Genomic DNA, 18078 nt, shown 5'->3' on the forward strand with positions numbered 1-18078 from the left:
GGGTCGACGAGACCGGGCCAGCTGAGCTCCTCGCTCAGCACGACGTCGCCCGGCGCGACGAGCTCACGCCGCTGTCGGCGAGCGCGGCGTAGGCCGCGACGACCGTGCCGCGTGAGACCGCGACGGCCGCGGCGAGCGCACGCTCCGAGGGCAGCCGGTCACCGGGGCGCAGTTCGCCCGAGCTCACGAGCGCGCGCAGAGCGGCGGCCAGACTCGCCGTCAGCGACCCGTCGGAGTCGACCCAGCGCCCCAGCCGCGCCGCCAGCGCCGCGGGAGACACCGCTGCGGTGCGGTCCGCATCGGCCAATCGTGTGACCACTCGCGGAGAAGTGGCCCTGTCGTGAGCGTTCATCGAGACCGATTCTGGTCCAATGACCCACCCCCGCGTGACCCCACACCCGCAGAATCAGCCATCCCCCATGCCACTTCTGTCGGAGTGGACCATCGCACGCGTCATCGATTGGCTCGCGGACGACGACCGCGGCGGCGACACGGACGGTCACGAGGCCCTCGACGCCCACCGCGACACGCTCGGCGCGATCGACGCCGGCATCGCGCGTCGGCTCCGTCAGCCCGCGTGCCCGCCCGGTGCGCGAACACCGATGCTGGTCCGATCCATCGCGACCGCGACGCGGCGGCATCCGGCCCTCCGCGCGCTCACGGTCGGCGACCTCGTCGCGGGGGCACCGACCGACCCCGCGGCGCGTCAGAGCGGCAACGGCACGCCGGCGGCGGGCACCCGGAGCCTGTCCGCGAGCCCCGCGTAGGCGAACTCGCGCACGAGGCGGTCGATCGTCTCGCTGAAGTGGTGCCAGCCCTCGGCGTGCACCGGAACGATGATCGCCTCCCCCAACGCCCGCGCCGCCTCGACCGCGGTGCGGGCGTTCAGGGTGAGGTCGCTGTCGCCGAAACGGCCGACGTTGGCCGCGCCGGTGAACAGGACGGCGATGTCGATCGGTCCGACGCGGTCGACGATGTCGGCGACGAGCGCGGGCGACGCGTTGTCGCCGGCCACGTAGACGACGGGCCGGTCGGGGGCGCGCAGGACGAATCCGGTGACCGGCCCGGAGAGCTCCTCGGCGCCGTCGGGACCGTGGAGCGCGGGGACGGCGGTGACCTCGACGTCGCCGACGGTGCGGGTCTGCCACGGTTCGAGGCCGTGGACGCCGGGGATGCGGGCCGACGCGGCGGGCGTGGAGAGCACGGCACCGGCGCGCGGCAGGAAGGCGCGTCCCGCGGCATCCAGGTTGTCGGGATGCTGATCGTGCGACAGCAGCACGACGTCGATCTCGCCGACCTCGTCCACTCCGAGCGCCGGACCCGTGAGCTTGTGCAGCGTGACCGCGCCGGACGGGTAGTCGCCCGGCTCGTCGAACGTCGGGTCGGTGAGCAGGCGGATGCCGCCGTACTCGAGGATCGCCGTGGGACCGCCGATGAGAGTGAGAACAGGGCGCGGAGAGGTCATGCTCCCATTCTCGTGGCGGCGGCGGTGAGAACATCCCGCCCCCGGCAGGGGGTCAGCCGCCGAGGACCATCATCCGCTCGGGATGGGGCAGCGGCACGAAGCCGACCTTCGCATAGACGCCGTGGGCGTCGGCGGTCGCCAGCATCGTCCGCTTCAGTCCCCACGGTCGAACCGTGGCCGCGATCGTCTCGGCCAGCAGCGTGCCGACACCCGCACCGCGCGCAGAGGGAGCCACGAACACGTCGCACACCCAGGCGAACGTCGCGGCATCCGTGACGACGCGCGCGTAGCCGACCAGCGCGCCCTCGGCATCCAGAGCCCCGAAGTTCAGCGACGCCCGGGCGGCGCGTTCGACGAGCTCACGGCTGCGCCCGATCGCCCAGTACGCCTCCTCGGAGAGCCAGCGGTGCACGAGGTCCAGGTCGATCTCGTCCAGCTCGGTCGTCACGCGCACACCGGTCATGTCGTCAGCATACGAGAGGAGCCGCGACGCCCCCGCGGCGTCCGCCGTCTGCCCCATCGAGTACCGTCGAACGGTGACTTCCGCGACCGACCCGAACGACACCTACACCGTGGCCACCGACGGCGCCTGCAAGGGCAACCCGGGACCGACCGGCTGGGCGTGGGTCGGGGAGGACGGCCACTGGGCCGCCGGCGCGATCCCGAGCGGCACCAACAACATCGGCGAACTCATGGGGCTGCTGAAGGCCATCGAAGACCACGCCGACACCGCGCACCTCGTCGTGCAGGCCGACTCCAAGTACGCCATCGACACCTACTCGTCCTGGATGGACGGGCACCGCCGTCGCGGCTGGAAGACCTCCACGGGCGCGCCGACGAAGAACCGCGACCTCCTCGAACAGCTCATCGCCGCCCGCGACGCCCGCCGCGCGGCGGGCCTGCCCGACGTCGTGCTGGAGCACGTCCGCGGCCACCAGGGCCACGTGCTCAACGAGTGGGCCGACGAGCGCGCCGTCCGCGGTGCCGAGCACGCCGCAAAGGGCACCGCGAGCGCGTGGTCGTCGCTGGGCGGCCTGCACCCGCAGCTCGACGTGTCGGCGGCGCCGAAGAAGAAGCGCTAGTCCTGGGTCGTGCCCTCGAACAGTCCGATGTGATTGCCGTCGGGGTCGACGATGATCGCCCACCAGCTCTTCGCGGTGATCGGCTCCTTGGCCATGGCGACGGTCGCCCCCGCCGCCTCGGCCTTCGCGATGGTGTCGTCGATCGAGTCGACCTCGACGTACGACCGCGGCTGGGTGAACCCGTCACTGCGCGGCGCGAGCCCGCCCCCGCTGATGCCGTTGGGCGCCGACCACATCGGGTAGCCCTCGAAACCGGGCGGCTCCGCGATCTGCCACCCGAACAGATCGGAGTAGAACGCGGCCGCCTTCGCGAGATCCGCGACGGGGATGTCGATGTGGGTGATGTCGCCGTGCGCCATGATGGCTCCTTCCGCCGCGCACAGTCTGCGCCGCGGACGGTGCGACCACAAGAGGGTCACTCCTGGCGCAGCAGCACGTCCAACGCGTCGAGCGCCGGCCGCTGACCGGCGACCAGGCGCGGACGAGCCTCGGCGAGCGGCATCCACTCGACGCGATCGACTTCGGGAAAGCGCTGACGACGCCCCGACCGCGGCGGCCACTCCATCTCGAACGACCCGAACACGAGCGCGGCGCGCTCGGCGGCGGAAGTCAGGAACCCGGCGCCGTCGCGGCAGAACACCGTGACCGTCTTGCGCCCCGACGCGTACGCGAAGGTTCCGAGCTCGACGTCGTCGACCGCCGGCGGGTCGACGCCCAGCTCCTCGCGGAACTCGCGCACCGCGGCATCCCGCGCCGACTCCTGCGACGGGTCGAACTCGCCCTTGGGGATCGACCAGGCGCCCTCGTCCTTGCGCGCCCAGAGGGGACCGCCCATATGCGCGACGAGCGCCGACACCGTGCCGTCCGGATCTCTCCGGTACAGCAGGATGCCGGCGCTCGTCGTGACCATCAGCGTCAGGCTCCGCGACTCGCGGCCTCGACGATCAGAGCGGGCGCGAGGCGGGCGAGACCGTGTAGGTCTCCTCGGGGTCGGTGACCGCGACCGGCGCGAGGGCCGCGTCGATCGCCGACATGACCTCGGCGTCGAGCACGACCCCGGAGGCCTTGACCGAGTCCTCGAGCTGCTCGGGGCGCGACGCGCCGACGAGCGCTGCCGAGATGTTCGGGTTCTGCAGCACCCACGCGATCGCGAGCTGCGGCATGGTGAGGCCCGCCTGCTCGGCGATCGGCTTGAGCTTCTGCACCGCGGCGAGCGTGTCGTCGTTGAGGAAGCGCTTGATGAAGTTGGCGCCGCTCTTCTCGTCGGTCGCGCGCGAGCCGTCCGGAACGGGCTGTCCGGGCAGGTACTTGCCGCTGAGCACGCCCTGCGCCATCGGCGACCAGACGATCTGCGAGATGCCGAGCTCCTCGGAGGTCGGGACGACCTTGCCCTCGATGACGCGCCAGAGCGCCGAGTACTGCGGCTGGTTGCTGACGAGCTGGAAGTTCAGCTCCTTCGCGAGCGCCGCGCCCTCGCGCAGCTGCTCGGCCGTCCACTCGCTCACGCCGATGTAGAGCGCCTTGCCCTGGCGGACGATGTCGGCGAAGGCCTGCATCGTCTCCTCGAGCGGGGTCTCGTAGTCGAAGCGGTGCGCCTGATACAGGTCGACGTAGTCGACGTTCAGGCGGCGGAGCGAGCCGTGGATGCCGTCGAAGAGGTGCTTGCGCGACAGGCCCTGGTCATTCGGGCCCTTCTTGCCGATCGGCCAGTAGACCTTCGTGAAGACCTCGTAGTCGGTGCGCTCGAGGCCCTTCAGCGCCTCGGCCAGCACGACCTCGGCGGCGGTGTTGGCGTAGGCATCCGCCGTGTCGAACGACGTGATGCCGAGGTCCAGTGCCTTGTGCACGGTGGCGATGGCGGCGTCGTTCTCCACCTGGGAGGCGTGGGTCACCCAGTTGCCGTAGGTGATCTCCGAGACCTTGAAGCCGCTGCTGCCGAGATAGCGATAGTTGACCATTCCTCAACGCTACCGCCGGCGCGCACCGGGCCGGGTCAGTCGACGGGCACGGATGCCGCGACGGCGCGGTCCTCCTCGGTCGCGACGAGCTGGCCGCAGGCCCCGTCGATCTCCTTGCCGCGGGTGTCGCGGAGGGTCGTCGGGATGCCGGCCTCGTTGAGGCGGCGCACGAACTCGCGCTGCACATCCTTGTCGGACGCGGTCCACACCGACCCGGGCGTGGGGTTCAGCGGGATCGGGTTGACGTGCACCCAGCCGCGACCGCGCTCGTTGAGCTTGGTGGCGAGCAGGTCGGCGCGCCAGGCGTGGTCGTTCATGTCCTTGATGAGGGCGTACTCGATCGACACGCGGCGGCCGGTCTTCTCGAAGTAGCCGCGGGCCGCATCGAGCGCCTCGTCCACCTTCCAGCGCGAGTTGATCGGGATCATCTCGTCGCGCAGGTGGTCGTCCGGCGCATGCAGCGACAGGGCGAACGTCACCGGGATGTCCTCGGCGGCGAGCTTGTTGATCGCCGGCACGAGACCCACGGTCGACACGGTCACGCCGCGCGCGCTCATCCCGAGCCCGTGATCCTTGTCGACCATCGTGCGGACGGCCTGCATCACCCGGTTGTAGTTGGCGAGCGGCTCCCCCATCCCCATGAAGACGATGTTGGTGACGCGCTCGTCGGGGTGCTCGGCGGGGCCGAGCTCACCGGCACGGATCGCCGCGTTCGCGCGGACGACCTGCTCGATGATCTCCGCCGCCGACATGTTGCGGGTGAGCCCCGCCTGACCGGTCGCACAGAACGGGCAGTTCATGCCGCAGCCGGCCTGGCTCGACACGCACAGCGTGATGCGGCCGGGATAGCGCATGAGCACCGACTCGACGAGCGCCCCGTCGTGCAGCTTCCAGAGGAACTTGATCGTGTCGCCGCGGTCGGTCTCGAGCCGTCGCACCTCGGTGAGCAGATGCGGCAGCAGGCCCGCGACCAGCTCCTCCCGTCCGGATGCCGGCAGATCGGTCATCGCGGCGGGGTCGGACGTGTAGTGCTGGAAGTAGTGCTTCTCGACCTGCTTGGCCCGGAACCCCGGCAGCCCCAGCTCCTTCACCCGCTCGACGCGCTGCTCGGGCGTCAGGTCGGCCAGGTGCACGGGCGGCATCCCGCGCTTGGGCGCGGCGAACTGCAGCAGGGGTTTGCCGTCGGCATCCACCCGCTGGGTCCAGCCCTCGGTGCGGGGGCGCACCTGTCGGGGACGGGTGGTGCGCACGGGGCTGGACTCGGTCATGTCTCCAGGGTACCGAGGCCGCCTGGATGCGCGGCGGGAGGGCGGAGGTCGGCGCCGGCCGCGCCGTCATCGATCGGGCGTCGGCGCAGCCGTCCCCAGCCGAGGGTCAGCCCGAACGCGACCGCGGCGCTGGTCGCCACGCTCGCCAGATAGGGGATGCCGAGACCCGGGGCGATGGAGGCGATCCCGAGCACGCCGGCCGCGCCCAGCGTGACGGCCTGCACGTTCCACGCGGCGAGCATCGCGCCGCCCGCCGCCGAGGCGATCACGGCGGCCACGAGCGGGAACTGCAGCCGCAGGGTGATGCCGAAGATGGCCGGCTCGGCGATGCCGAGGCACGCGGGCAGGCCGGCGCCGGCGGCGAGCGCCCGCATCGACGAGCGTCGCCGGGCGAGCAGCGCCACCGCGAAGCAGGCGCCCGCCTGGGCGAGGTTCGCCGCGCCCGCGACGGGGAAGATGAACGACCCGCCCTGGCCGAGCAGGCCCAGCTCCACCGAGACCAGGCTCTGATGGGTCCCCGTGACGACCAGGAGCGGATACAGGGCGCCGAAGAGGGCGCCGCCGATCATGCCCGTGGCCTCGTACGCCGCCGTGAGCAGGGCGGCCAGACCGTCGCCGAGCCAGCCCAGGACCGGCCCGATCACGAGGAAGGCGAGGAGCCCCGTGACGAGCAGCGTCAGCGTGGGGACGAAGAGGTAGCGCGCCGTGCCGCCGAGCAGGCGCGTCCACAGCCGTTCCACCCGCGCGAGCACGTAGGCGACGGCGATCATCGGCACCACCGTGCCCCGGTAGTCGATGCCGAGCACGTCGACGCCGGCGATGGTCCATCCCCCGGCGCCGTCGAGCCGCAGCGCGGGGAACACCCCGGCATCCACGAGGAAGGGTGCGACCACCAGGGCGGCGCCCATCGCGGCGCCCAGGTACGGACTGGTCCCGAACCGCAGCGCGGCCGAGAACCCGACGATCACGGGAAGGAGCGTGAAGACCCCCACCCCGAGGATGCCGATCAGGGCGGCGATCCCGCTGATCCCGGGCAGCGCCTCGACCGCCGCCGACGGTCCGAGGATGCCCGGCGCCGTCAGCAGGTTGTGGAGCCCGAGGAGGAGTCCGCCGGCGACGAAGGTCGGCAGCAGCGGCACGATGACGTCCATCACCACGGTCACGGGTCGCAGCCAGCGCCGTCCCGAGGTGCCGTCGGCGGCGGCATCGGGCACGGGCGCCTCGCCCGGCGCCGGCGCGGTGGCGGCCGCGGCGTCCACCAGCTCGCGGAGCGCCTCGTGCGTCGATGCGACACGACGCGGCCCGACGACGATCTGCACCTGCTCGCCCACGCGCGCGACGCCCAGCACGCCGTCGATCCCGGCCAGGGCGCGCTCGTCGACGGCGGCGGGATCGACGACGGCGATGCGCAGCCGCGTGGCGCAGTGCGTGGATGCGGCGATGTTGCTCACGTCGCCGAGCGCGGCGACGATCCGCTCCGCCGGCACCGGGCTCTCGTCGATGGCGACCTCCCTCGGTCGTCCCCAGCGTAGCCAGGGGCCCGCCCGCCTGTCCGTGCGGACACGGAAGGCTCCCCTCCCACGAGGAGAGGGGAGCCTTCCGCGATGAGCGTCAGCCGTGCACGGTCACCGCGTCGGACGCACGTCCGCGGTCGCCGGGACGTCGTGCGCGTATCCCGAGGGGATGTCGGCCCACTGCCCCAGGCCGTTGTCCCCGTACGCGCGGTCGACCGTCACGGAGGACCCGTCGATGTCGACCTTCACGGTGGGGGCGAGGGTACCGCCGCGGACGAAGTCGTCGCTCGTGCCGATCGTGTCGATGAACGACTGCACGAGCCCGCCCGGCATGACGTAGTGCGAGTACGCCTGGAACTGACCGGGGTGCTGGTTCACGTCGGGGGCGAACGGCGTGCCCGCGGCGAAGTTCAGGTTCGACGGGCTCGCCAGCGCCAGACCCGATCCGCGGTTGACGGGCTGGAAGTCGCTGCGGATACCGTCGCCGACGAAGCCGTAGACGCCCTCGGGCCCGTCGACGCCCGCGGCGTAGGTGCCGCGATGGGTGATGGTGAACAGGTAGTACTTGCCGTCCTTGATGTAGATCTGGGGGCGCTCGGTCTGGTCGTTCACGCAGTTGGCCGAGAGGATCGGCGGGAGGAAGGTCCATTCGGTCAGCGCGGCGTTGTCGGCCACCGCGAGACCCACGTTCGCCAGCTGGTAGTGGGCACCGCGGTCCATGACCTCGGCGGCCGTCTCCGCGTACGGGTCGCCGGTGCGGTAGCCCATGTCCTCCTCCGTGCACACGCGCTCGCCGCGCGGGGCGGCGGTGTTGCCCTCGAACACCATGAAGGTCTTGCCGGGGTGGGCCGGGTCCTCGAAGGTGAACGGGTCGCGGAAGTTGAAGAACTCGTTCTGCGCACCGGTCTGGTAGTACGTGCCGTCGGCCTGCAGCATGTCGTGCTGGTCGCGGAATCCGGTCAGCCAGACGCCGTTCTCGTCGGCGAAGATGCGCCCCTCGCTCTGCACGATGCGCGGGTCGTAGGGCTTGCGGTTGCTGCCGTCCTCGTTGCGGTAGAACGCCACCGCGGTGTAGAAGATGCGCAGCTTGTTGCCGTCGAAGATGCGGGTGGAGCCCGACCATTCGGTCTGGTGGCTGAACGACTGGTCCTCGAAGATCGCTCCCGACGCCCCGTCGGGGAAGACGAGGCCTCCGTAGGTCCATCCGCCGTCAGCGGGACGCTCGGCCACATCCGCCTGGCGGAAGAAGTAGCCGAGGCGCGCGAAGGTGTGGCGGTCGTCGAACCCGAGGCTGCGATCCGCGACGAGCGAGAACACGACCTCCCACCCCTTGAAGCTCGGCTGCGCCGCGGTCTCGTCCGTCAGCGTCCAGCTGTCCCAGACCCAGACCTGGTCGTTGCTCATGTCGGGGAAGTCCTGCGGAACCGTGGGCATCGTGTACTCCTCGGGCAGGGAGTTCTGCCGCGGAGCCGCGGTCGGATCGCTCATCGCGGCGATCTGCCGCGCGTCGGCACGGGTCCAGCGCGCCGTGAAGTCGGCGGCGGGATCGTACGCCTGCTGGGTGTGCACGGTGGGAGCGGGGTGGCCGGGAACGGCGTCGATCTCGTCGGCGGCCTGCACGGGCGATGCCGCGAGCAGCGTCGCCGCGGCCGCGGTGGTCGCGACGATCGCCAACGCACGCGCGAGGGGGCGGCGCCGGCGGCGGGGGTCAATGGTGGTCACGTCTGTCTGCTTTCTCAGAAGGGCGGAAGGCGTGGTCGTCTCTCGCGGCTGAGCCTAGGGCGAGGGGGCGCGATATGTCAAACGTTTGACATATCGCGAGTCGCCATGGTTCACTCATCCGTGGAGACCTCCGATCCGGAGGGACCCGTGGATCGACTCTCGGGGCGCACGCCCATCTCTCATCCCCCCTCGCACCGTCGCGCCCCCGGCAGTGCCCGCGGGCGGCGGTGCACCGACAGCACCAGGGAGTGCCATGTTCCATCTCCGCACGACGCGCGAACGCCGCGTCCTCGCCGCCGGCGCCGCCGTCGGCCTCGTGGCCGCCGCGGCGTTCGCCGCCTCGGCATCCGCCGCCACCGATGTGACGACGCTGGAGTCCATCTCCGTCCAGGATGCCGCGGCGACGCTGATCGGCAGCAACATCCAGCTGCGCGACGCCACCATCGCGCACGGGCGCGCCGTGCAGATCGGCACCGTCACCGGCGCGACGCTCGACCCCGCGATCGGGTCCGGCGTCGCCCTCACCACGGGGTCGCTGCGCGCCGCCGATCCGAGCTCGTCCGCCGACGTGGACTTCTCGCGGTCCGCTCTCACCGGGCCGAACAGCACGCTGACGACCACCGGCGACCTGGGCGGCGAGGGCTCCGCGGAGCTGTCCGCGGCGGTCGGCGCCACGACGTACGATGCCGCGCAGCTGGCGTTGACGGTGGTCCCCGCCGGCGACACTCTGTCAATCGTTTACCAGTTCGGTAGCGAGGAGTACGGCGTCTGGGAGGCCAAGGACTACACCGACGCGCTGGGCATCTTCGTCGACGGCACACGGTGTTCGCTGATCGACGGCGTGCCGGCGGGCATCGACACCATCAACGCGACCCGCAACGCCGCGTCGTTCGTGTCGAACGCGGACGGACGCACCCCGTCGACCGCGCACGACACCGAGATGAACGGCTTCACGACGGCCCTCACCTGCACGGCCGCGGTGACGCCGGGAGCGGAGACCTCCATCGTGGCGGCGGTCGCCGACACGGTCGACGGCCACCTCGACACGACGCTGATCCTCGCGGCCGGCGGCATCTCGTCGTCCGCCCCCGCGGCGACGCCGACGCCCGACCCCTCGGCGTCGGCCGCCCCGACCGGGGCGCCGGCCGCAGCGACCTCGACCCCGCTGGCGGACGCGCAGCGCAGCGGGTCGCTGGCCCGCACCGGCGGCGACGGCGCCCTCGTCGCCGGGGCGGTGATCGGGGGCCTCGCCCTCGCCGCCGCCGGTACGACGCTCGTCCTGCGTGCGCGCCGCCGGGCCACCCCGGAGGTGGGAGCGGAATGATCGGCGCGACCGCGAGCCGGGGGATGATCGGCCTCGGTACGACGATCCTGGCCGCGGTCGTCACGATCGCCGGTGGCGCCTCCGCCCGGGGCGCCACCGGCGACGACCTCATCGCGACCAGCACGACCGGCGTCGGGGCCGACACCGTCACGACGTCGACGGTGTGGGAGCTGCCCGACTCCGCCCGGGGCGGCGACACCGTGCGGCTGGCGCTGCCCGACCACGCCTCGTCGAGCCTCGGGGACGGGCGCTGGATCGCCGCCTCGGGGGCGGTGATCGGCATCGCCGTGCTCGGCCCGGACGGCGACCTGTCCATCACGCTGACCGACGCGGCCGACGACCCCGCGAACCGACGAGGAGAGACGATCGTGACGACCACGGCATCCACGACACCCGGCACCCCGGAGTCGTTCACGTCCTCCGCGACGAGCCGTCTGCGCGCCGACGATGTGCCGGGCGCCTTCCACGGCGTCGTCGACCGGGATGCCGCGAACAAGTACGGGCTGTGGACGTCGACCGAACCCGCGGTCGTCCGCTGGAGCATCGACACCCCGCGCGGCCCCTGGGACACCGTCGAGGTCGTCGACACGGTGACACCGGGCCAGGACATCGACTGCGCAGCCGGCGTGAGCGTCCGCTCCACCACCCGGATGGAGCCCGACACCGGCTACCTCGTCGATCTGACCGACGTGGCCGCCGACCGCGTCGAGGTCTCGTGCGTCTCGGGGAGCCTCCGGGTCGCCGTCACGGCGGTGCAGGACGGCGAGATCGTGGAGGTCGCGTTCGACGCGACGGTGGCCGGTGGGCCGCGCGACGTCGAGAACACCGCGGTGGTCACCGCGACCCGCGCGACGGCGCCGACCGTCGTGAGGGCGACCACGCTCCAGGCGATCACGGCACCTCCGCTCACCCCGGAGGTGCCGGCGGAGCCCGGGCCCCGTCCGGGTGAGCGGCTCGCCGCGACCGGCGGATCGATCGCCGGAGCGGCCGCGGGCATCGCCGTCGCCGTCGCGCTGGGCGCCGCGGGCGCGCTCGCGCTGCGGAGCGCGCGTCGGCGGGACCGCCGGAGCACCTCGTGAGCACGCCGCGGCGGCGGGGCGGGTCGCGGCGGCGCGCCCTCGTCATCGCCGCCGCGGCGGCCCTGGCCGTGATGCTCGTGGTGGCGGCCGTCGTCGTGGCGGGCCGCGACGACCGCGGCCCGTCGCCGACACCGACACCGACCGCACCGGGCGGGGACGCGCTGACGTTCGACCGCCCGGCCGACTGGGAGCGGTTCCGCCCCGGCTTCCACCTCACGCCCGCCGCGCACTGGATCAACGATCCGCAGCGCCCCGTGTTCGCGGGCGGCACGTGGCACCTCTACTACCTCTACAACGCCGACTACCCCCACGGCAACGGCACCGCCTGGTACCACGCGACATCCGACGACCTCGTGACGTGGCGCAACGAGGGCGTCGCGATCGAGAAGTACCGCAACGGGCTCGGCGACATCCTCACCGGCTCCGCGGTCGTCGACGAGACCGGCAGCGCCGGGTTCGGTGCCGGAGCGGTCGTCGCCCTCGTGACGCAGCAGGACGACGGCGTGCAGCGCCAGTCGCTCTTCTTCTCCACCGACGACGGCTACACCTTCCAGGAGTACGACGGGAACCCGGTGATGGACAACCCCGGCGCCGTCGACTGGCGAGACCCCAAGATCGTGCGCGACGACCGCCACGACCGCTGGGTCATGACGCTCGCGGAGGGGCAACGCATCGGCTTCTACGTCTCGAGCGACCTGCGCTCCTGGCGTTACGTCTCCGACCTCGACGCGGACGGTCTGGGGCTGCTCGAGTGCCCCGACCTGTTCGAGATGGTGGACCCCGCCTCCGGCCGGCGCACCTGGATCCTCGCCGCCAGTGCCGACGGGACGCGCGAGGGACGCACGACCGGCCTGGCCTACTGGACGGGGAGCTGGGACGGCGAGCGCTTCAGTGCGGATGCCGCCGACCCGCAGTGGCTCGACGACGGCGCCGACTTCTACGCCGCCGTGACCTGGGACGATCCCCGCCGATCCGCGACGGACCGGCTGAGCGAGCGCTACGCGCTCGGGTGGATCAACAACTGGGCGTACGCGAGGGATCTTCCGACCGAGGGCTGGCAGGGCGGGGCGCTGTCGGTCACGCGCCGCATCGTCCTCGACGACAGCGACGGTCGGCTCCGACTGCGGTCGCGTCCGGCCGAGGCTCTGCGCGGGTTGGAGGGGGACGCATCGTCGGCTCCCGCGCAGACCATCGAGCCGGGCGCGATCGCGCCTCTCGCGGTGCAGCCGGCATCCGCGTCCTACCGTCTGCGCGTCACGCTGGACGCGTCCGGCGGCACCCTGCGCCTGCGACTGGGAGAGGCCGGCGGCGATGTGACCGTCGGCTACGACGCGGCGGCGGGCGCGGTGTTCGTCGACCGTGCGCACGACACGGTGGCGGGGCGGCTCTCCGAGACCTATCGCACGGTGCGCACGAGCGCCGTGGATGCCGGGGGCCGGCTGGAGCTCGACGTGCTCGTCGATGCGTCCAGCATCGAGGTGTTCACCGGCGACGGCTCGTCGCTGACGATGGCGGCCTATCCCACCGCGACGACGCCGGTCAGCGTCGAGGCGGTCGATGCCCCGGTGAGGATCGACGCGATGTCGGTGACCCCGCTCGCCGTGGTCGACCCGCAGCGCTGAGGCCGGTCAGCTCGTCCAGCCGAGCCGCAGCTCCACCGGCAGCGGCGGCTCGGCGGCGGGTGGGGCGTCGGGGTCGGCGATGCGGTCGACGATGAGCTCCGCGGCGCGCGCGCCCAGGCGGGCGATCGGCTGACGCACGGTGGTCAGCCCGGGCATGCCGAGCCGCACGGCCGCGGAACCGTCGTAGCCGACGATGCGGACGTCGTCGGGAACGCGCCGCCCCGTCTTGTGGGCCCACTCCAGCGCCATCAGCGCGGTGAGGTCGTCGGTCGCGAACACGGCGTCCGCCCCGGTCTCGGCGAGCCAGGTCTCGATGAGCGCGCGACGCTCGTCGGCGGGGGTCGAGTACCCGTACGCCCGCACGCGCGGCTCGATCCCGTGGGCGGCGACCACGTCGCGGTAGGCGCGGGCGCGGTCGTTGCCCGGGTGGTCGGTCGCGGTCACGAGCAGCGGCCGGCGCGCTCCGCGCGCGAGCAGGTGCTCCGTGGCCAGGCGTCCGCCGGCGGCGTTGTCGCCGCGGACGATCGGCACGCGCGGGCCGATGCGGCGGTCGACGGCGACGAGGGGCAGCTCGGCGGCGTCGTAGCCGCGGACCTCGCGATTGTGGGTGGAGGTGATCACGCCGTCGACGCGGTTCGCCTGCAGGAGATCGAGGTACTCGGCTTCGCGCTCGGGGTTCTCCTGGCAGTCGCACAGCAGCACCTTGTACCCGCGCTCGGCCAGGGCGTTCTCGATCGCCGCCACCAGTTCGCCGAAGAAGGGGTCGGCGACCGTCGGGACGATCACCCCGACCAGCCCCGACTTGCGTCCGATGAGCGAACGCGCGATCCCGTCGGGGCGGTATCCCAGCTCGGCGATGGCCGCGTTGACCCGGGCCCGCACCTCGTCGCTGAGATAGCCGCGATTGTTCAGCACGCGCGAGACCGTCGTGACGGAGACACCGGCGCGCGTGGCGACGTCCTGGAGCTTGGGTCGCGCCATGTCGCCTCTCCTTCGTCGCCGGCGGGTCCGCCCACCCGCGGACCCGCCTCCGACGCTATCCCATCGTCGCCCCGCCGCCCCGCGCGAGCTCAGTCGCTCAGGACGACGTGGTCGACCATGAGGTGTCCCCACGCTCCCGTCGCGTCGTCCAGGATCTGCAGCTGCGCCGTCCGCCCCGCGAACGCGCGCACGTCCCAGTCGACGGGGCGCAGTGTCGCGGAGTCGTCGCCGGTGGCCGTGCGCACGGGCTGTCCGTCGATCAGCAGCTGCACCGACGTCGCCGGCTCGACCCCCAGCGGATGCCGTCCGCCGGCGATCAGGAAGTGCAGGCGATCGCGGTCCACGACGAACGGAGGCGAGGTGAGCACGCCGGTGGCCGCGTCCGATCCCGCGAAGGTGTCCGCGACGCGCGCACCGACCTGGCCGGGAAGCTCCGCGGCGGACGGGCCGATCCCCGCGAGGCTCCCGGTCGCGGTCCAGCCGTCACCCCACGTCGTCCCCTCGAAGTCGGCGATCACGCGCGCCGGTCGCTGCGCGAGGCCGGCGAACTCCGTGATGGTGAGGTCGTGGAACACCGCCGGCCCCCCGCTCGTGTACAGCGCCAGGCCGCGATCGGCGGCGGGAGCGAACACCTGGCTCGACTGCACGTAGCGTCCGTCGTCGACGAACACCTCGATCGTCGTCCGGTCGACGAGGATGCGGAGGGTGACCTCTCCCGCCCCGCCGTCGAACGGGGTCCGGCTCTCGAGTTTGTGGGTCGGCGAGGGATGCCCCGTCTGACCGCGGTTCAGGTACGCGTACGAGGAGGTGACCCCGGCATCCGCGTGCCGGCTGCCGTCGGCGGAGCGGCGCAGCTGCAGACCGATGTTCTGGGCCGTCTGCCGACTGACGCGCGTCGTGATCTCGTACGCGTCGCCCTGGTACGCGAGCTCGCGGAAGCCGTCGACCGTCACGTCGCCGAGCTCGTGGCGCGCGGACGCGTACTGCTGCAGCGCCGCGACCGGCTGCGAGGCGAGCGTGTAGCCGGTCCCGTCGCGCACGAGCCGGATCTCCCGCGTGATGGAGTCGGTGCCGGTGAACCCGTCCGAGGGCCAGGTCACGGACGAATGCGCGTAGTCCCAGTTGTTCATCCAGGCGACCGCGTACCGCCGGTCGTCGGGGGCGGACGGGTCCTCCCAGGTGACGGCGCCGTACCAGTCGAACCCGTGGTCGAGCCACTGCGGGGCGGTCCGGTCGGGGGTGAACCGCTCCCCGTCGAAGGAGCCCGTCCAGTACGCGAAGGTCGCCGGCTCGCCGGTCGCGAAGCCGTTGGCGCTCACCCCGAACACCCAGTGGAACGTGCCGTCGTCGGCGCGGATGCGGAACAGGTCGGGGCACTCGATCGTGCCGATGCCGGTGTTCACGTACTCCGACCGACGCGTCCAGGAGTGGAGGTCGGGCGAGGTGTAGAAGCTCACCCGGTCGCCTTCGGCGATGAGGGCGACCCACCGCTGGTGGTCGGGATCCCACACCACCTTCGGATCGCGGAAGTCGCGCCGCCCGTCTCCGGGGATCACCGGCTGGTCCCCGTCGGGGCGGAACGTGCGGCCGCCGTCGATCGAGTACCAGAGGAACTGCGCCTGCTGCCCGGACGCGTCGAGCTTCTGGGCCGGTGTCGGATGGTCCATCTGCGTGACGAGCATCACGACGGCGCCCGCACCGAACCCCGCGGTGCCGGCGTGATCGACCACGGCCGAGCCCGACCAGAGGTCGTAGTTCGCGTTGGTGCCCTTCGGCGCCGCGATCCCCTGATCGGCGAAGGAGACGCCGTCGGTCGTGGTGGCGAGCCGCCACGCCGTGCCGAAGTTGGCCGACGGGTTCGCGTCGTAGTCGGCGTTGTACAGGTAGTAGTAGTGGAACGCGCCGTCGATGTAGACGGGTCGCTGAGGGTCGTTCTTCCAGTGGTCCGGCACCGTGAAGTGGTACTGCGCCCGCAGGCTCGGGGCGGGCTCGGATGCCGAGGCAGACACCGAGGCGGTGACGGCGGGGGCGGCGGCGAGCGCCACGACCGTGCCGAGGGCGCAGACGACCCCCCGCACGGTGCGCAGCGCGGTCGATCGGGTGGTGGCGGAACGCTGTCCGCGGAGGCCAGGATGCATCGTCGGATCCTTCTGTCTGTATCGGTCAGGACGGTCGGGTGAGTTCCCGCACCGTGAGGCGGCCATCGACCCAGCCGACGGGCAGGGGGTCGGTGATGCCCCCGACGAACGCGCCGTGCTCGTCGAGGTTGTGGAACGCGAACAGCAGCCACTGGCCGTCGTCGCGCCGCCGCAGCAGCCGCCCGACGTAGAGGCTCTCGTCGGTGACGGGGTAGGCCTCCTCGACCTCGAACGGCCCGAGCACGCTCGCCGCGGGAACCGCCCACGTGCCGCCGCGCTCGACGGCACGGGCGGGCATCGCGTGCTCCGCGAGGCAGGAGAACAGCAACACGGGCCGCCCGTCGACGACCTCGACCTGCATGACCTCGAGCTGCCCGAAGCCCCGCTCGCTGGGCGCCGACAGCGGCGGGCGCAGCTCCCACGTCTTCAGATCGGGCGACCAGCCGTGGCCGATGACGCCGCGGCCGAAGGCCGGACCCTCGGGTGCGCGGGCGGTCACGAGCATGTGCCAGCCGTCGCCGTCGGGGTCGGCGAACACCCACGGGTCGCGGAAGGCCTCGTCGTGCCAGTCGCCGTCGGCGAGCGTCTCGTACCAGGGGCCGGATGCCGACAGCAGCGGTCCCGGCACCTTCGTCCACACCAGGAGGTCGGGCGAGGTCGCGCAGCCGATCCGCTGCACGTTCTTGCCGTCGGCGGCCAGCGACGACCCCGTGTAGAAGAGGTACCAGAGCCCATCGTCGCCGCGGACGGTCGAGCCGGTCCAGGTCGCGAGGTCGTCGAAGCTGCCCGCCTCGCCGCGGACGATGGCGTCTGCGACCGGCGTCCACGTCACGAGGTCGTCGGACACGGCGTGGCCGACCGAGGCCCGGTAGTGGCGCGCGTCCGGGTCGTGCAGGGCGCGCGAGGCGTAGAGGAAGAAGAGGTGGTAGGTCTCGCCGTCGTCGGCGAACCAGTAGTCCCACACCCAGGATGAGGAGAGGTCGAACATGTGCGCTTAGCCCTTCACTCCGCTGGCCGCGATGCTGCTGACGAACGCGCGCTGGAAGACGAGGAACACGATGAGGACGGGGAGGGTGATCAGCGAGGTGTACGCCATGACCTCTCCCCACGCCGTGTTCAGTTGGAAGAAGTACTGCATCCCGACCATCACGGGCCGCAGCCCCTCCTTCTGCACCACCATGAGCGGCCAGAGGTACTGGTTCCAGGCGGGGAGGAACGTGAGGATCGCGACCGTCGCGAACGCCGGCCCCGACAGGGGCACGATGATCCGGCGGTAGATCGTGAACCAGCTGGCCCCGTCGATGCGCGCCGCCTCGTCGAGCGAGGCCGGGATGGTCGAGAAGTACTGGGCGAACAGGAAGATCGAGAACGCGTTGGCGATGAACGGCACGATCTGCACCTGGTAGGTGTTCAGCCAGCCGAAGTCGTACTTGAGCACGCCGCCCTCCATGACGAGGGTCGGCAGCTGGGAGACCCAGTAGACCATCGGGACGGCGATCGTCTCGAACGGGACGATCAGGGTCGCGATGATCAGCGCCATCACGACGAGGCGTCCCTTCCACCGCAGGCGCGACAGGGCGAAGCCCGCCATCGAGTTGACGATGAGCCCGAGCCCGACGGTCAGCACGGTGACGAGCACCGAGTTGAACATGAACTGGGCGACGGGGACGCGGTCGAACACGCCGAAGTAGTTGTCGAGGCTGATGTCGCCGACGGGCAGGAACGCCGCGGGCGAGTTCACGTCGCGGAGGATCTGGGCGTCGGGCTTGAGGCTCGAGACGAACATGAACACCAGCGGGAACAGGAACAGGATGCCGAAGCCGCTCATCACGACGTACGTGAGGATCCGGCCGAGGCGGCGACGACGGCTCTCGCTGGCGTCCTTGCGGACGCGAGCGGCGAGGGGGGTGACGGTGGCGGTCATG

At 72.0% G+C, this 18078-nt stretch carries 18 protein-coding genes; 5 read left to right on the forward strand and 13 right to left on the reverse strand.

The window, feature by feature from the left end:
* Positions 1 to 34: 34 nt before the first annotated feature.
* A complete protein-coding gene (locus AC6CQV_RS12550) occupies positions 35 to 307 on the reverse strand; it encodes a GntR family transcriptional regulator (protein WP_498259644.1) in 273 nt (90 codons plus the stop codon).
* Positions 308 to 419: 112 nt separating this feature from the next.
* On the opposite strand from AC6CQV_RS12550, the gene AC6CQV_RS12555 reads away from it, so the two are divergent.
* Positions 420 to 767 (forward strand): hypothetical protein, encoded by a 348-nt coding sequence (locus AC6CQV_RS12555; RefSeq protein WP_060960233.1) that lies wholly within the window; start codon positions 420 to 422, stop codon positions 765 to 767.
* Here AC6CQV_RS12555 and AC6CQV_RS12560 read toward each other — a convergent pair.
* Both AC6CQV_RS12560 and AC6CQV_RS12565 read right to left on the reverse strand, forming a co-directional pair.
* Positions 707 to 1465, reverse strand: a complete 759-nt coding sequence (locus tag AC6CQV_RS12560; RefSeq protein ID WP_498259645.1) for an MBL fold metallo-hydrolase — start codon at positions 1463 to 1465, stop codon at positions 707 to 709. The genes AC6CQV_RS12555 and AC6CQV_RS12560 overlap by 61 nt on opposite strands.
* Positions 1466 to 1517: 52 nt before the next feature.
* Positions 1518 to 1928, reverse strand: a complete 411-nt coding sequence (locus tag AC6CQV_RS12565; RefSeq protein WP_498259646.1) for a GNAT family N-acetyltransferase — start codon at positions 1926 to 1928, stop codon at positions 1518 to 1520.
* Positions 1929 to 2001: 73 nt separating this feature from the next.
* Between AC6CQV_RS12565 and AC6CQV_RS12570 the strand changes: the two genes are divergently transcribed.
* Positions 2002 to 2547, forward strand: coding sequence for a ribonuclease H family protein (locus AC6CQV_RS12570; protein WP_060960236.1), 546 nt, complete (start codon positions 2002 to 2004; stop codon positions 2545 to 2547).
* On the opposite strand, the gene AC6CQV_RS12575 is transcribed toward AC6CQV_RS12570, so the two are convergent.
* From AC6CQV_RS12575 to AC6CQV_RS12600, 6 genes are all read right to left on the reverse strand, one after another.
* Positions 2544 to 2906, reverse strand: a complete 363-nt coding sequence (locus AC6CQV_RS12575) for a VOC family protein (protein WP_060960237.1) — start codon at positions 2904 to 2906, stop codon at positions 2544 to 2546. The two genes, AC6CQV_RS12570 and AC6CQV_RS12575, sit on opposite strands and share 4 nt — an antisense overlap.
* Before the next feature lie 56 nt (positions 2907 to 2962).
* Positions 2963 to 3457 carry an NUDIX hydrolase gene (locus AC6CQV_RS12580; protein ID WP_498259647.1) on the reverse strand — a complete coding sequence of 165 codons (495 nt, stop codon included), beginning with the start codon at positions 3455 to 3457 and terminating at the stop codon, positions 2963 to 2965.
* A gap of 34 nt (positions 3458 to 3491) precedes the next feature.
* Complete coding sequence (locus AC6CQV_RS12585; protein WP_498259648.1) at positions 3492 to 4505, reverse strand: aldo/keto reductase family protein; 1014 nt, start codon at positions 4503 to 4505, stop codon at positions 3492 to 3494.
* Positions 4506 to 4540: 35 nt separating this feature from the next.
* Entirely contained in the window at positions 4541 to 5773 is a 1233-nt protein-coding gene (gene rlmN, locus AC6CQV_RS12590) for a dual-specificity RNA methyltransferase RlmN (protein WP_498259649.1), read from the reverse strand.
* Positions 5770 to 7260, reverse strand: a complete 1491-nt coding sequence (locus AC6CQV_RS12595) for a PTS transporter subunit EIIC (RefSeq protein WP_498259650.1) — start codon at positions 7258 to 7260, stop codon at positions 5770 to 5772. The genes rlmN and AC6CQV_RS12595 overlap by 4 nt, the downstream gene beginning before the upstream one ends.
* Before the next feature lie 138 nt (positions 7261 to 7398).
* On the reverse strand, positions 7399 to 9009 hold the full coding sequence (locus tag AC6CQV_RS12600; RefSeq protein ID WP_498259651.1) for a glycoside hydrolase family 68 protein: 1611 nt from the start codon (positions 9007 to 9009) through the stop codon (positions 7399 to 7401).
* A gap of 253 nt (positions 9010 to 9262) precedes the next feature.
* Here AC6CQV_RS12600 and AC6CQV_RS12605 point away from each other — a divergent pair, with 253 nt between their 5' ends.
* From AC6CQV_RS12605 to AC6CQV_RS12615, 3 genes are read left to right on the forward strand one after another with little or no spacing between them, the layout of a single operon-like run.
* On the forward strand, positions 9263 to 10333 hold the full coding sequence (locus AC6CQV_RS12605) for a choice-of-anchor L domain-containing protein (protein WP_498259652.1): 1071 nt from the start codon (positions 9263 to 9265) through the stop codon (positions 10331 to 10333).
* A complete protein-coding gene (locus AC6CQV_RS12610) occupies positions 10330 to 11412 on the forward strand; it encodes a hypothetical protein (protein ID WP_101305438.1) in 1083 nt (360 codons plus the stop codon). The genes AC6CQV_RS12605 and AC6CQV_RS12610 overlap by 4 nt, the downstream gene beginning before the upstream one ends.
* Complete coding sequence (locus AC6CQV_RS12615; RefSeq protein WP_498259653.1) at positions 11409 to 13034, forward strand: glycoside hydrolase family 32 protein; 1626 nt, start codon at positions 11409 to 11411, stop codon at positions 13032 to 13034. The genes AC6CQV_RS12610 and AC6CQV_RS12615 overlap by 4 nt, the downstream gene beginning before the upstream one ends.
* A gap of 6 nt (positions 13035 to 13040) precedes the next feature.
* On the opposite strand, the gene AC6CQV_RS12620 is transcribed toward AC6CQV_RS12615, so the two are convergent.
* From AC6CQV_RS12620 to AC6CQV_RS12635, 4 genes are all read right to left on the reverse strand, one after another.
* Entirely contained in the window at positions 13041 to 14015 is a 975-nt protein-coding gene (locus tag AC6CQV_RS12620; RefSeq protein WP_061782396.1) for a LacI family DNA-binding transcriptional regulator, read from the reverse strand.
* Between the two features lie 89 nt (positions 14016 to 14104).
* The gene (locus AC6CQV_RS12625) at positions 14105 to 16153 is read right to left on the reverse strand and encodes a glycoside hydrolase family 32 protein (protein WP_498259654.1); all 2049 of its coding nucleotides are present in this window, start codon (positions 16151 to 16153) and stop codon (positions 14105 to 14107) included.
* Positions 16154 to 16178: 25 nt separating this feature from the next.
* Entirely contained in the window at positions 16179 to 17141 is a 963-nt protein-coding gene (locus AC6CQV_RS12630; RefSeq protein ID WP_060959307.1) for a glycoside hydrolase family protein, read from the reverse strand.
* A 6-nt stretch (positions 17142 to 17147) separates the two neighbouring features.
* On the reverse strand, positions 17148 to 18077 hold the full coding sequence (locus AC6CQV_RS12635) for a carbohydrate ABC transporter permease (protein ID WP_060959306.1): 930 nt from the start codon (positions 18075 to 18077) through the stop codon (positions 17148 to 17150).
* Position 18078 lies beyond the last annotated feature (1 nt).

The organism is Microbacterium sp. EG9 (assembly GCF_059759475.1).